This is a genomic window from Paraburkholderia sp. WS6, assembly GCF_030464835.1.
GTDB lineage: Bacteria > Pseudomonadota > Gammaproteobacteria > Burkholderiales > Burkholderiaceae > Paraburkholderia > Paraburkholderia madseniana.
The window spans coordinates 104,181-118,771 of record NZ_JALQCK010000030.1 but is presented as its reverse complement, the minus strand read 5'-3'; the positions used below and the strand labels follow the sequence as shown (position 1 = coordinate 118,771).

Below are 14,591 nucleotides of genomic sequence, written 5' to 3'. Positions count from 1 at the left end.
TCCCATGAACCGCACGCGCTGGCCGGAGCCCCCTACCGCGCGAGCGGTTTCGTTCAACGGCCAGGAAGAGACGCCCACCTCTCGGCCATGAATGACTGCTGACACGACGAAACCGGCCCCTCGATCCCGACTTCGGTCACCCCTCGCGGGCTAATCACCGAGTGTTGCCTCGAAGGGCGCATCCGTATCATGCAAAATAGTCGCATCTAAAATGCGGAGGATGGCCCGTGGGCGTCAACTTCGACCTGAACGATTTGCAGGCGTTTCGAGCCGTCGCGGAGTTGGGTAGCTTCCGCAAAGCAGCGGAGGCGGTCAATATTTCGCAGCCAGCGCTGAGCCGGCGCATCGAGAAGCTCGAAGCGGCGCTCGGCGTGCGGCTCTTCGAGCGGACCACCCGCAGCGTGACGCTCACCACCATAGGTCGCGTGTTCGCCCCAAGCGCGGAACAACTTCTCGACGATCTCGATGTCGCGTTGCTCGGCATCCGCGACGTCTCCAGCAGCCGCCTCGGTCATGTGACCATCGCATGTGTGCCGTCGGTCGCCTACTATTTCCTGCCGAGCGTCGTTGCCGCCTATCACAGCCGCTATCCGCGGATCCGGGTCAAGCTGCTGGACTCGAGCGCCAACGAGGTGCTCGGCTCGGTCATCAGCGGTGAAGCCGATTTCGGCGTCAGCTTCATGGGCAGCCAGGAAACCGAGGTCGAGTTCAAGGTCCTGCTGCAGGAACGGTTCGTCGCCGCGTGTCGTCGCGATCATCCCCTTGCTCGGAAAAAGCAGGTGACCTGGAGCGAGCTTTATGAACACGAATACGTTTCCGTCGACAAGACTTCCGGCAACCGCCTGCTGCTCGATCAGGCGTTGACCAACGTGGCGCCGGCAGTGCCGAGCGTTTGCGAGACCCGCCATGTCACCACCATGCTCGGCCTGATCGAAGCGGGACTCGGTGTGGCAGCGGTGCCTTCAATGGCAATGCCCATGCGCGACCATCCGATTTTGACCAGCGTGCCGCTCGTCGATCCGGTCGTGACGAGGCGAGTCGGTATTGTCAGACGCCGGGGACGCCCCCTCGCGCCGGCCGCGCAGCAGTTCTACCAGACGATCCTCGACTCGAAGCGAAGCGGCATGGTCGGTGCGGCGAAGAAGACCCCGAAATGACACTACCAAGGCCCTTTAGGCTGCTTTACGTCCAGGTCCTGCTTGGAATGGGGCTCGGCATGACTGTCGGCCACTTCTGGCCACAGGTCGGCGCGTCGCTGAAACCGCTCAGCGATGCGTTCGTCGCGCTGGTACGCATGATGATCGCGCCAATCGTCTTCTGCACGATCGTCACCGGCATCACGTCGCTTGCGAGCGGCTCGAAGTTCGGCCGGACCATCCTGAAGGCGCTCGCGTTGTTCTACTTTCTCACCATCGTTGCACTCGTCCTGGGGCTCGCGAGCGCGTTCGCGTTGCTTCCGGGCGCGGGACTGCATATCGACGCACATCATCTGGACACCGCCATCCTCACGCAGTATTCGACTCGCACGCAGACGCACGGACTCGTCGAATTCGCGCTGCATGTGATTCCGGAGACGCTCGTCGGCGCCTTCGAGAAAGGCGAGGTTCTGCCGGTCCTGCTGCTTGCCCTTCTGTTCGGCTTCGCAATGAACGCCAGCGGAAGCGCCGGACGGCGAGTGCAGGAATTCATCGATAGCTTCGCACACGTGCTGTTCCGCATCCTCGCGCTGATCATGCGGCTTGCCCCCGTCGGGGCATTCGGCGCGATGGCGTTCACGGTGGGCCGTTTCGGCATCCGTTCGATTGGCTCGCTCGGCATGCTGATGTTGTCGTTCTATGCGGCGTGCCTGCTGTTCGTCGTCTGCGTGCTCGGTCCGCTCGCACGCCTGCATCGCTTCTCCCTCTGGCGTTTACTGCGCTACATTCGCGAGGAACTCGTCATCGTGCTCGCGACGTCGTCGACCGAACCGGTGCTGCCGCGCCTCATCGTCAAGCTCGAAGCGCTTGGCTGCGACAAGGGCATCGTGGGTCTCGTGCTGCCCGCCGGCTATTCCTTCAACCTCGACGGCACGGCGATCTACCTGACGCTCGCCTCGATGTTCATCGCGCAAGCGTGCGATGTACATCTCTCGGGCGGCCAGATCGCGACGATGCTCGTGGTCATGCTGGTCACATCTAAGGGCGCGGCGGGCGTGTCGGGCAGCGGACTGGTTGCGCTCGTCGCGACGCTCGCCGTCATTCCCGATCTGCCGGTTGCAGGCGTCGCGCTACTGGTCGGCATCGATCGCTTCATGTCCGAGGCGCGTGCCCTGACGAGCGTGATCAGCAACGCCTGCGCGGTGATCTTCGTATCGATGTGGGAGCGCGCCTGCGACCGGGCGCGTCTGAAAGAAGCATTGAGCCTGGCGCATGAGCCCGAAGAAGCTTTCGATCAGCGCGCCGACCTGCCGGGCTGAATCGATTCCGTCGTCTCAATGCGTGGCGACAGAATCGAGCCCGGTCGATGTCACCTCCGGCTGCACGGCGGGCGACGCGAGATAGTCGAGCAGCGCTTTCGCCTCCTTCGGATGCTGCGCGCCGACCGGGATGCCGGCCGCAAAGCGCGTGACGGACTGCATCGACTCCGGAATCTTGCCGACGTACGCTGCGCCCTTCACCGGGAGCAACTCGCTCACCTGCTGAAATCCCACTTCGTAGTCGCCGGTTGCAACCACAGACGCCACCGGGATCTTCGGGATCATCTTCGCCTTGGTCTTCACCTGTTCCTCGATGCCGAGCCGCTTGAACAACTCGCGCTCGATATAGACGCCGCTCGCGCTATCCGAGTAAGCTATCGAACGGGCATGCAGCAAGGTTTCCTTGAGCGCCGCCTCAGACCCGATGTCGGGCTTCGGCGCGCCATCGCGCACGACCATGCCGATGCGCGAATCCGCGAGCTCGACGCGCGAATCGGGGATCACCTTGCCCTGCTTGATGAGGTCGTCGAGTGCATAGCCGACCATGATCACGACGTCGGCAGGCTCGCCGCGCTGAAGCCGGTTGGGAATGGCCTCCGGCGACTTGCCCATCGACGGTCCGAGCGCGGTATCGAGCGTGTTGCCCGTGGACGCCGCGAACTTCGGGCCGAGCAGCTTGTAGGCGGCGGTGAAGCCGCCAGAGCTCATCACGTGCAGATCGGCGGCCTGCACATTCGCCGCAGCGGCGGCGCTGCCGAGGAGCGAGGCGGTGCAGAGTTTCAGAAGGATGGATTTCATGGTTGAAAGAACGCCAGGCTGAAGTTCGAGGAGCGAAGCGATGCTTCAGGAAGCCGCATGCAGCGGAACGCGACGGCGCCGATACAGTGCGAGTGTGGCACCGAGCCCGCACACCGCGGCGAAGCTCATCCAGTAGCCCGGCGCGGCTTTATCGCCCGTCATGTGAATGAGCGCGGTCGAGATAACGGGTGTGAAACCGCCAAAGACCGCCGTCGCGAGGCTGTAGGCCAGCGAGAATCCAGCGACACGCACTTCGACCGGCATCACTTCGGTGAGTGCGACGACCATCGCGCCGTTGTACATCCCGTACATGAACGAGAGCCAGAGCAGCACAAGCAGCATGTTGACGAAGCTCGGCGCGTGAGCCAGCAGCGATAGCGCGGGGTAGGCGGTCGCAATCGCCAGGATCGTCATTCCGAGAAGGAGCGGACGGCGTCCGATCCGGTCCGATAACGCGCCACCAACCGGCAGCCAGATGAAGTTGGAGATCCCCACGCACAGCGTGACGAGCAGGCTATCGGCGGTGCTCAGATGCAGGACCGTCTTGCCAAAGGTCGGCGTATACACCGTAATCAGATAGAAGGTCGTGGTGGTCATTGCGACCAGCAGCACGCCCGCGATCACGACATTCCAGTTCTGCACGAGCGTCGTAAAGACTTCTTTCATGCTGGGGCGATGCTGGCGCTGTTTGAATTCCTGCGTTTCCTCGAGATTGCGCCGCAAGATGAAGATGAACGGCACGATCATGCAGCCGACGAAGAACGGCACGCGCCATCCCCACGCAGCGATCGCCGCCGTGTCAATCCACTGATTTAGCGCGAAGCCGAGGGCGGCAGCGATGACGATCGCCACCTGCTGGCTCGCCGACTGCCAGCTCGTGAAGAAACCCTTGCGGCCCGGCGTCGCCATCTCGGCGAGATAAACTGATACGCCGCCCAGTTCCGCACCCGCGGAGAAGCCCTGCAGCAGACGGCCAATGAGAACCAGGGCCGGGGCGAACAGTCCGATCGTCGCATAGCCGGGCACGAACGCGATCAGGATGGTGCCGCTCGCCATGATCGACAGCGTGACAATCAGGCCCTTACGGCGACCGACATCGTCGATATACGCGCCGAGGATGATCGCGCCGAGCGGCCGCATCAGGAAGCCCGCGCCGAACACTGCGAACGTCATCATCAGTGAAGCGAACTCGCTCCCCGCCGGGAAAAAGACCGCGGCAATCTGCGTGGCATAGAAGCCGAACAGGAAGAAGTCGAACTGCTCCAGGAAGTTGCCTGCCGTCACGCGTAGCACGGCGGATGCCTTCGATTGCCCGGGGGCCAGCGGGGGTGAGGAGGGATGCATCGAGGTGTCTCCAGAAATTTTGAACTTGCGGTGTTCCGGCGATTTGTTGTTTGTCGAATATTCGCCCGAACCACCCGAAACGATAAGTGCTATTTTCGAAACGATTGATGTGCGTTGGCTATCAGTATCGGCGAAGCGCTCAAGCTACGAAGCGGCACTGGGACGCGGGCGTTCGGGTGTCCATGTTGCGCCCCCGGTTCAGGTGATCGTCGATTTCCGCCGCGCATCCGAGCATGCGGGGATAAAGGAAGACCGTGAATGCGGCGGTTTCCAGATCGGTCTCAGTCAATTCACCACGCTGCAGCGGCTGCCACAGCATCTTCAGCAGCAGCGCCGCGATCACGGCATCGACGTTTACGCAGTACACGTTGCGGGAGACGCCGGCATCAAACAACGCCTGCACCAGTTCGCGATAGAAAGCATGGAACACGTTATATTCGCCACGCTTCTCGCACAGTTCCGCGATGAACACTTCGCGCGGGTCGTAGTTGACCGGCCTGTCCTTGAAGACCGGATGGTTCACGCCCGGCAGCTTCGCGATATCGAGGCTGCCAGCATGCTTCTGTCGGGCCTTGTACTTCGCATAGCGCTCGACCGAGCGCTCGGCCAGCGAGCGCAGGTCCACGCCGTGCGCGGGGTCGGACGGATCGGCAAGCCCGCTGTCCCTGAACGCTTCGATCAGGAACGCGATGCCTTCATAGCCATTGCCGCCATGCGTATAACCTGTATGGGTGAGAAATCCGACCAGCGCCTTGTTGAGTTGCACACGCTCGGGGCTTTCCGGGCCGTCAGCGGATACCGCGCCCTTTGCTCCCTGCGCCGAGATGGCTCCCGGACCGTTGGTGAGCAGCAGACCGACGAGCGTCCTGAAGGCGAAGAGATCGTTGGGCTCCGGCGCGAGGTTGAGCAACGCGGCAAAACAGATTTCGGTGAGGCTGCGTTCGTTCACCAGCGCTTGCGTGGTAAAGCCGCAAAAGCCGTCGGGACGGTGTCGCGAGGCGTCCGCCGATGCACCGATCAGCGTCCCGAACAGCATGGTCCACCAGGGCAGGCTCTCGGCCGTGACGCGCGAGATGCGCTTGCGCATCAGCGGTCCCCACGCGAGCGTCACGCAGATCGCGGCCAGAACGGCGTCTGCCGTCGGGTGAGCGGGCTGAGATGTGAGCCAGCGCACGAGGACCGATCTGACTCCACGCTCGGCGAGTCCCGCGAGCATCGCTTCGGCGCGCAGATCGCGCGTGTTGGCAAAGAGCGGCTCGCAACCGCTGACGTCGATCCGTGCGATGTCGAAGTTCTCGTCGAGCGTACTCGTCAGGCTGGCTGCCGAGAAGCGTTCGATCATCCATTTCGCGGCATCCCGCGCCGCGCGCTGACGATTCGGCCCGATGATCGAGGCCGCGGCGGCCAGGATGGCGTTGGGTGCATTGCCGGCCTCGCGTGCGGCCTGCGCTGCCGCGAGCTCCGGCGTTCCGTGCAGATTGACGGACGCAGCGATCGCGACATTGATGAGCTTCTCGTCGTTTTCTCCGCCGAACTCGTGAAGCAGGGCAAGGCTGACGTTCGCTTCGAGCGAATGCGTCGCCGCGTCGAGCATCGAGGCGCCATACAGGCTGCTCACTTGCGTTTTCGCATCCATCTGCGATGCTCCCGACGCATCCTTCAACGCCTGACGTGGCGCAATCGCACCGACTTGTCGATTGACCTGCAAGACTTGCTCGTCGTAGGGCGCGACTGCTCCCACTACGGGGATCGCAAGGTCGGACGGAAGCTTAATTCCCTGGTCGGAGCCGAACCACGGCTTGAGCGCAAGGCTGCCTTCGGGCTCGAAGTCAGGCATCGTCGCGTTGGCGCGCATGACGGCGGTCAGCGCCGCCGGGATATGCGCGATGTTCGTGACGACCGCGCCCTTGGCGGAGCAGCACGGATCGTCAGGCGTGAAGAGGCGGTCTACGCCGAACATTTCCATGAACCAGCGCTCCTTGGCTTGCGCGTCGTCGGAGCCACCGGCCATCGCGCCCGCATGGCCGACCGCACGCGTGAGGCGGCTCTTCCACCGGCCCACCACACAGGCGACCACCGGTTTCGTGAAGGCCGCATCGGCCTCGTAGTAGCCACCCGGTTCGCAATAGAGCACAGCGGCCTTGCTTCGAGCATCGTTGGCGAGTGCGAACGCAAATTCCGGCGCGGCATAGTGGATGTAGACGTCCTTGCCGCTCGAGATGACGGTCGATGTGCCCCAGCCGCTCATGCGCAGGTACTGCGCGATCGTCGTACTGAAGCCGCCGGAGTTCGAGAAGATGGCGATCGATCCCTTGCGCAATGAATCGTCCGGACTATCGCCGCCGAGTGCTCCGCCGATTCTTACGCGATTCCACGAGTCAGCGACGCCGAGCCCGTTCGCACCGAAGATGTCGATGCCCGCTTGCTGACCCATCGCGCGAATTTCGCGGGCGTCGTGTACGGCGATCTTTTCGGTGATGATGAAAATCTTCTTGAGATCGGGATTGACGCGGATCAGTTCGGCGACGCCGTCGCGGGCCGCCGATGGCGGTAGATAGACCACGCCGCAGTTGAACCGATGCCCCGCTTCCAGACCCTCGCGGACGTTGTTGTAGACCGGGATATCTCCGATCGATGTGGTGAGCACTTGCCCGCCTTTGCCCGGCGCCGTGCCGAAGACAATATTCCCGCCTGAGAACGCGTGACTGACGGGCGTCACGTCCGAGGACTCACCGCCCAGGATATTGAGCACGCACACGCGATCGTCACGCGTGGCGATCTGCGCCAGCGAGTTGACGCCGACGAAATACTTGAACTGGCTGCTGTTTTGCTTGTACACGTTGCTCTCCTCAGGCTTGAGCCGTTTCGGTTTCCGTCGCGGGTACGCCGATCCGTGCTGCGATCTCGGCCCGGCCACTGGCGCGCATCCAGGCGTCCGCCTGACGCGCGTACTGGATGACCTCGCTGATGTCAGAGTCGAATCCGAAGAGCCGATAGGGCAGACCGAGCGAGTCGCATGTGTCTCTCAGCGCGGCCATCCCACGCACGAGGTTCGGGCCTCCCCGGCCCAGCACCACGTAAAGCGGCGTTGGCCCATACTCGCTGAAGTGTTCGCGAAGAGCGTCGGCCATCGCTCGCAGCGTCTCGAAGATGTCTGTGTTGTTCGACTTGCCGCCGATGATGAAGAGCACATTCGACTGCTTGAGCCAGTGTTTGAAGCAGATACGGGCCACTTCCTTCATCTTCGTGTATGGGGGATTGCCGCCAAAATCCGACGAGATGATCGCGGCGTCGCCGAGCATTTCGGTCACGAGCGAGTTGGCGCCGCCGCCGAACGTCGGCGCGAGAATCGTGCCTTCCTCGTTGATCACATATACGTCGCTCTGGCCCTGGTGCGTGCGCAACTGATTGATCTCCTGCTCGAAGTCGGAGTAGTCCGCCGCGAACAGGTGTTGCGGCAGCCCGAGGCGCGTCCATCGCGGATCGTCGCGATCGAAACCGCACTTGAAGTCGCAGGCGACCGGTGTGAGGCGCCCCTTCTTGTCCTCGCGCATGCGGATCGGATTCAACTCCAGTGTCGTCATGCCGAAATCGTGAAAGAGCTCCCAGAGTTTCGGCAACTGCTGCACGAGCGGCGAGATGATCTCCTTCGGCGCACCAATCTCGCTCAGCGCGTTCGCCACGACAAACGCCTTTAAACCCGTCAACGCGTCGAAGGGCACCATCGCCACATGCTTCGGGTCGACCTCTTCGATATCCATGCCGCCCTTATGCGAGAGCGTCATGGTCGGCGCACGAAAACGCGTGGAGTCGGTGATCGAGAAATAGACCTCATGCTGGGCCGGAACGCCGGCTTCGAACGTCACGCCATTCGACTTTGCTTTCAGGTGGCCGACGGAATGCTCGGCGAAGTACAACCGCTCTTTTTCGATCAACGCCGTCTTGAGATCGGTCGCGCGGCCGAGTAAACCCGCCTTCCCCTTCTTTCCCACTCCACCCTTGAAGACGGGTTTGATGAATATCTGGCGATGACGATCAATCAAAGTCTTGATCTCCTCCTCGCTGGCGCTCGGGCCGAGGATCTCACTCGCCGGGAATCCGACGAATTGCAACAGGCGCGCGCCGTGCAACATACCGGTGATTTGCATGAAGTTGTCTCCTGAAGGGCATAGCGATATAAAAAGAAACGGGTGTTCGGATTGGTCATTAGGCGAAAGCGCGAGGCGTGACAAGCGGCCGTGACGCCGATGGCGTTCGGAATGCGTGGCTGATGTGTGTTGAGTTGTTTGGTGCTCGAACCGGCTGGGGCTCGAGACGACCCGCCTAAAGGGCGATCGTTAGGCGCTCCAGGTGCGCCTTGCGTTGTACACAGCCTTGTCTCCGATGCGTTTTACTTTCGTTCCAATCTCGCTGGAATCTTGAGTACAGATACTCACGCAAATGGAGTTACGCGATAAGTGCATTTTTTCGAAGCATTGATGTTTCGATGTTATCAATGCAGCTGGGTGAAATGTGGCATCACCGCCACGTTCCTCTGCGTTGCCTGTCGGGGCAGACGGGTCAGCGGTCCAATCTGTGATGTGACTTCAGTTGATGGTCCGTCATGGGCGAATGAAGGGACATTCGACATATGCAGGAGACCGTCCGTTCCGGGTCGCGTTCTGCCGATTGCAGCTTTGCAAGGTTCGCATTGCGTATGCCCTTTGCGTGAGACGGTGCGCGGCCATGAAGCGTCATTCGCCTGACTCGTCGCTCGGACATTCGGGCGTCCGTTCCTCACTGATTACGGTCGTTTGATTGGTGACGATAGAAGCGGCATGCCTGGACATGCTCCTTTTCGTGACGTCCGCCAAAGTGGACAATGCAGACCGAAAGCAGTGGGAAGAGGCAGTTCAAAAAGACCATTGCCTCGGACTTCACATAATCGAGCGCGAAGAAATCATCACGCTGATGATGCCAGAGAATGCTTCGCTTCGCGCCAGCTTCCTCCACCGCGATTTCGGTGTCGAACCGCAGGTCGCACACCTCCATGCGACGAACGGCTCATTCGCGCCGAAGTGGCATCAGGTCGAGAGATGCGGACGAAGCAACGATGCGAACTTATCTGCGAGGGCCGGCTTCGAACGGTGCGGCCAGATGGCACTCAGCTCGAAGAACGGGAGCGCGGCGCCATCGCGGACCTCGCACAGTCTGACGCCAGCGAACTGAATGGCCTGCACGGACTGCGGCAACAAGGACGCGCCGCATCCGGAGGCGACGCAGGCTAGCACCGTGAGCGAGCGGTTTGCGTGCTGGACGACGTTCGCCTCGCATCCTGCCTTCCTGAAGGCGCTCAGGATCCCCGCTCGAATCACGGGAAGCTGATCGTGCGGAAACCAGACGAGCCCCAGGTCGGCGAGCTCGCGCAGACTCACCTTGCCGTCTTCCGAAACCGGATGTGCAAGCGGCATCACCGCGAGCATCCGCTCCCGGACGATCAGCTTCTCGCGCATCTTGCCTCCCACAGCCACCGGCGTATGGAGCAGGCCCAGATCGATGCTCCCCTCCTCGAGTGCGGCGGCCTGCTCGGCGTTGCTCATTTCTTTCAACACCAGCTCGACGCCGGGCACCTGGGCCCGCAGCTCTGCTATCGACCTCGGCAACACGTCGAACAACGCCGTGGAAGCGAACCCGACCGTCAGCCTGCCGCCGAGCTTGGCACCAATGTCCCGGGCCCGCTTTTCTGCGGCGTCGATACGCGAAACGCCGAGGCGAATGTCGTCCACGATCGCCGCGCCAGCGGTGGTCAGCGCGGCGCCACGCCGCGTGCGCTCGAATAGTTTGACGCCGAGTTCGCGCTCGATGCGGGTAATTGCCTGGCTCAGGGCCGGCTGCGCAATGCCCAGCGCCTGAGCGGCGCCCGTCACGCTTCCCGCGTCCGCGACCGCCAGGAAGTACTTGAGGTTTCGCGCAGATTCCATATTGTCGCGTTATGAATAAAGATCGTTTCCATAGTACCCGCGATCATCCACGCATCCTAGACTCCCGGAAACGATCGACACATCAAGGCGAAAAGCGCCCGACAAGGAGACAGACTATGCGCTGGTACGAGGAAATCTCCCGAGCGGAGAAGCGAGCGCTGTGGAGTTGTTTCGCTGGCTGGGGACTGGACGGCGTCGATACGCAGCTCTTTAGCCTCGTCATTCCGACGCTCCTGGCCACTTGGGGCATCGGCAAGGGCCAGGCCGGTTTGATCGGCGGCGCCACGCTGGTCGCGGGCGCGCTTGGGGGACTGTTGGCAGGCGCACTTTCCGACCGGATAGGGCGTGTCCGCGCCCTGCAGATTACGGTCATCTGGTTCTCGCTCTTTACGTTTCTGAGCGCTTTTGCGCAGAACTTCGAACAGCTCCTCGTACTGAAAGCCCTGCAAGGTCTGGGTTTCGGCGGTGAATGGACGGCTGGCGCCGTGCTGCTGAGCGAGACCATCAATGCCAGGCATCGTGGAAAAGCCATGGGCATCGTGCAAAGCGCGTGGGGATTTGGCTGGGCGGGAGCCGTCATCCTTTATACGGTCGTCTTCTCATGGGTTTCTCCCGAATGGGCGTGGCGCGTACTGTTTGCTGCCGGAGTGCTGCCAGCGCTGCTCGTCATCTATCTGCGCCGCAACGTCGAGGAGCCGGCACGAGACCGGAGTCATGCAAATGGCATCCGCGACAAGCAGGGTTCCGTCCGCACCGCAGCGAGCATCTTTCATCCATCCATCATTCGCACGACAGTCGTCGGCGCCTTGATTGGACTAGGCGCCCATGGCGGCTACCACGCAATCACGACCTGGTTGCCGACCTACCTCAAGACTGAGCGCCATCTGTCCGTGCTTGATACCGGCGGCTACCTGGCGGTCGTCATCGTTGCGTTCATTCTCGGCTGCTTCCTGAGCGCCTGGCTTCAGGATCGGATAGGCCGTCGCCGCAACGTCATTCTGTTCGCGATCTGTTGCGCCGTGACCGTCAACATGTACGTCTTTTTGCCGATCGGCGACACGGCCATGCTCATCCTGAGCTTTCCGCTCGGATTCTTCGCCGCCGGGATTCCTGCAACGCTTGGCGCGCTCTTCAACGAGCTTTACCCCCAAGCGATCCGGGGGACGGGTGTCGGATTCTGCTACAACTTCGGGCGCATCGTTTCCGCAACTTTCCCTGTGCTGATTGGGCACATGAGCAACTCCATGCCACTCGGCGCGGCGCTCGGTATCGACGCGGGAATCGCGTATGGCTTGGTCGTGCTCGCCGCCTTGCTGCTGCCCGAGCCGACCAGGAAACGCACTACCGGACCTGCGGTCGTCGTCTCCGAAACGCCGGTGCCGACGTCAAAGTAACGTGTATTCAACAAACGGAAAGCCAGAACCCATGAGCACTCTTGACCTCAGTACGAGCGACGCGGCAATACACGCTGCCGACGCAGGGGCCGGCGTGGCCGAGTGGCTTCGTGACCCAACACCTCGTGTCACCGCTGTCGATTCACATGCGCACGTGTTCGTGCGAGGGTTGCCACTCGCTCCGCAGCGGCGCCACGCACCGGACTACGATGCAACGCTGGATACATACGTTAGGTATCTCGCAGGGAATGATGTGTCACACGCGGTTCTCGTGCAACCCAGTTTTCTCGGAACCGACAACTCGTTCTTTGCGGCGATATGTCGAAAGTATCCGCAACGATTTCGCGGCGTCGCAGTAGTCGCCCCAGCCGTGTCAGACGAAGAACTGGAGTCACTTGCCGATGCTGGCGTAGTCGGCATGAGGCTGAACCTTCTGGGGCTGCCGCTTCCAGACCTTCGAAGCGGCGATTGGCGGCGTCTTCTCGCGCGCGCCAATAGTCTGCGATGGCACGTCGAGGTGCACCGTGAGGCGAGAGATTTGCCCGTGGTCGTCAGCGAACTGCTCGCGCGGCGATGCACGGTGGTCGTCGATCACTTCGGCAGGCCCAATGCGGAAGCCGGGGTATCGGATCCTGGGTTCAGATATCTGCTCTCGATTGCCGATACCGGCAAGGTGTGGGTGAAGCTGTCGGCCGCTTATCGAAGCTCGCGGGGCGACGGCGGGCTTGACCTTGGAGAGGAGCTTACCCCCCTGCTGCTGGAGGCTTTCAGTGCCGAGCGCCTCGTCTGGGGCAGCGACTGGCCGCATACCGAGCATCAGGACTTAATTGACTATGCAGCGTCGCTTCGCGCGCTAGCGACCTGGGTTCCGGAGGAGTGGACCCGACTGGCGATTCTCAGCCGGTCAGCCAGAGAGTTGTTTCGTTTCGGTTAACGCGGCATGCGCCGTCAACCGATTCACTACCGATTGAGGACGGCCCTATGAACTCCACTACCGCTTCTCGGCGATTGGCATTTCGCCAACAGGTCGACACGCGAAAGGGATTGCTGATGCCCGGAGTGCTCGACGAGGATCCGGCGATCGTCGCGCCCTTCGGCGAGCGCCAGCGACTCGCCAATAAGCCGATCTACGACGAGCTCGACGCACGATACAAGGACGCCGATTGACCGCGACGAATACCCCCTTCCAAAAAACGAACGACGTAGGAGACACCGATATGGCAAGGATTCCCGATCACGTTTTGCAACAAGGCCCGGCGATCGCGGGTTCAGAGGCGGAGGAGAAACGCGCCGAGGCAGTGCGCCTGCGCTCATTGATCGGCGCGCTCATGGGCAACCTGATCGAGTGGTACGATTTCCTCGCTTACAGCGTATTCTCCATCTATTTCGCTTCGTCGTTCTTTCCGAGCGAAAACGCCACAGTGCAGCTGATGAACACTGCCGCAATCGCTGCGGTGGGGTATGTTGCCCGACCTCTTGGAAGCTGGTTGATCGGATTCTATGCGGACCGCCTGGGTCGCAAGCTGGCTCTAACGTGGTCGGTTGCAGGGATGTGTTTCGGGTCGCTGATTGTCGCTGTAGCTCCGGGGTATCAAACCATCGGCGTATTTGCCCCTGCGCTGCTTATTGCAGCACGACTTCTCCAAGGTCTAAGCATGGGAGGTGAATACGGTACGAGCGCAACCTATCTGAGCGAGGTGGCGCCTGCCAATCGACGTGGGTTCTATCTCGGCTTTCTGCAGGTCAGCGTCGTCGCAGGACAGCTTCTCGCCCTAGGCCTTATGTTGCTCATGCAACGACTGCTTTTCACTGCGGATCAGATCGAGCGATGGGGGTGGCGCATTCCATTCGTCATCGGCGGTCTTCTCGCACTTTTCGCCATGTACATGAGGCGTCATGTCAGCGAAACACAGGCCTTCCAGGACGGCCGCCGGGAATCGTCACCGCCCGTGGTTCGTCAGCTGATTCAGCATTGGCGCAACATTCTGCTCGCGATCGGCATCACGGTAGGTGGGACGGTTGCCTTCTACACGTTCACCGTCTACATGCAGAAGTTCCTGGTCAACTCCGCCGGGTTGAGCAAGCAGACCTCGACGCTCATCACCACCGGCGCGCTGCTTTTGTACTTGCCCCTGCAACCGTTGTTCGGTCTGGCGTCGGACCTGATCGGGCGCCGCCCCGTTCTGATCTTTTTCGGTTTGAGCTGCACGCTGTTCCCGGTTCCGCTTTTCGAGGCCCTCAGCCGCACGAAAAGCACGGTGACGATGTTCATGCTCTGTTTCGCCGGGCTGCTCATGCTGAGCGGATTCACTTCCATCCACATGCTGGTGAAGACGGAACTTTTTCCGGCGCGGATCAGGGCACTTGCGGTCGGGCTCCCCTACGCGCTGACAACCGCGGTCCTCGGCGGCACGACGGAATTTGTCGCGTTGCGGTTCAAGGCGTCCGGCCACGAGTCGTACTTCTTCTGGTACGTCACAATCTGGGCCGCCATTTCGTTGCTCGTCTATCTACGGATGCCTGAAACCAATGTCAGGCGGCGGCAGTGAGCCCGGCGCGCCTTGCTTCGTAGAACCAGCGCGACTGCCGACGCCGTAGCGCGAAAATTCGCCAGCGTGGATAGGTTGACCGTTTCAACCG

Annotated in this window: 11 protein-coding genes and 1 pseudogene; 6 read left to right on the top strand and 6 right to left on the bottom strand. The window is 61.6% G+C overall.

Annotation, left to right across the window (positions count from 1 at the left end; translation table 11 throughout):
* Positions 1 to 227: 227 nt before the first annotated feature.
* Positions 228 to 1,157, top strand: a complete 930-nt coding sequence (locus tag M0D64_RS29865) for a LysR family transcriptional regulator (protein WP_266260431.1) — start codon at positions 228 to 230, stop codon at positions 1,155 to 1,157.
* Positions 1,154 to 2,455 (top strand): C4-dicarboxylate transporter DctA, encoded by a 1,302-nt coding sequence (dctA, locus tag M0D64_RS29860; protein WP_266260430.1) that lies wholly within the window; start codon positions 1,154 to 1,156, stop codon positions 2,453 to 2,455. Before M0D64_RS29865 ends, dctA begins: the two co-directional genes overlap by 4 nt.
* Positions 2,456 to 2,470: 15 nt before the next feature.
* Here the strand turns inward: dctA and M0D64_RS29855 are convergent, their stop codons facing one another.
* The 6 genes from M0D64_RS29855 to M0D64_RS29830 all read right to left on the bottom strand — a co-directional run bounded on the left by M0D64_RS29855 (position 2,471) and on the right by M0D64_RS29830 (position 10,557).
* The gene (locus M0D64_RS29855) at positions 2,471 to 3,253 is read right to left on the bottom strand and encodes a substrate-binding domain-containing protein (protein WP_266260429.1); all 783 of its coding nucleotides are present in this window, start codon (positions 3,251 to 3,253) and stop codon (positions 2,471 to 2,473) included.
* 45 nt (positions 3,254 to 3,298) lie between these two features.
* Positions 3,299 to 4,597, bottom strand: a complete 1,299-nt coding sequence (locus M0D64_RS29850) for an MFS transporter (protein ID WP_266260428.1) — start codon at positions 4,595 to 4,597, stop codon at positions 3,299 to 3,301.
* Between the two features lie 139 nt (positions 4,598 to 4,736).
* A complete protein-coding gene (locus tag M0D64_RS29845; RefSeq protein WP_266260427.1) occupies positions 4,737 to 7,436 on the bottom strand; it encodes a CoA-binding protein in 2,700 nt (899 codons plus the stop codon).
* Positions 7,437 to 7,446: 10 nt separating this feature from the next.
* Complete coding sequence (locus tag M0D64_RS29840) at positions 7,447 to 8,745, bottom strand: ATP citrate lyase citrate-binding domain-containing protein (RefSeq protein ID WP_266260426.1); 1,299 nt, start codon at positions 8,743 to 8,745, stop codon at positions 7,447 to 7,449.
* 628 nt (positions 8,746 to 9,373) lie between these two features.
* Positions 9,374 to 9,628, bottom strand: a complete 255-nt coding sequence (locus tag M0D64_RS29835; RefSeq protein ID WP_266242620.1) for a hypothetical protein — start codon at positions 9,626 to 9,628, stop codon at positions 9,374 to 9,376.
* A 32-nt stretch (positions 9,629 to 9,660) separates the two neighbouring features.
* Positions 9,661 to 10,557, bottom strand: coding sequence for a LysR family transcriptional regulator (locus M0D64_RS29830; RefSeq protein ID WP_266260424.1), 897 nt, complete (start codon positions 10,555 to 10,557; stop codon positions 9,661 to 9,663).
* A 116-nt stretch (positions 10,558 to 10,673) separates the two neighbouring features.
* Between M0D64_RS29830 and M0D64_RS29825 the strand changes: the two genes are divergently transcribed.
* The 4 genes and pseudogenes from M0D64_RS29825 (at position 10,674) to M0D64_RS29810 (ending at position 14,500) form a co-directional block, all read left to right on the top strand.
* The gene (locus M0D64_RS29825) at positions 10,674 to 11,951 is read left to right on the top strand and encodes an MFS transporter (protein ID WP_266260423.1); all 1,278 of its coding nucleotides are present in this window, start codon (positions 10,674 to 10,676) and stop codon (positions 11,949 to 11,951) included.
* Positions 11,845 to 12,885 (top strand): amidohydrolase family protein, encoded by a 1,041-nt coding sequence (locus M0D64_RS29820; RefSeq protein ID WP_308102518.1) that lies wholly within the window; start codon positions 11,845 to 11,847, stop codon positions 12,883 to 12,885. The genes M0D64_RS29825 and M0D64_RS29820 overlap by 107 nt, the downstream gene beginning before the upstream one ends.
* A 122-nt stretch (positions 12,886 to 13,007) precedes the next feature.
* Positions 13,008 to 13,118 (top strand): annotated as a pseudogene (locus M0D64_RS29815) (carboxyvinyl-carboxyphosphonate phosphorylmutase); the annotation flags it as partial.
* A gap of 50 nt (positions 13,119 to 13,168) precedes the next feature.
* Positions 13,169 to 14,500 carry an MFS transporter gene (locus tag M0D64_RS29810; protein WP_266260420.1) on the top strand — a complete coding sequence of 444 codons (1,332 nt, stop codon included), beginning with the start codon at positions 13,169 to 13,171 and terminating at the stop codon, positions 14,498 to 14,500.
* The last annotated feature ends 91 nt before the right edge of the window (positions 14,501 to 14,591 follow it).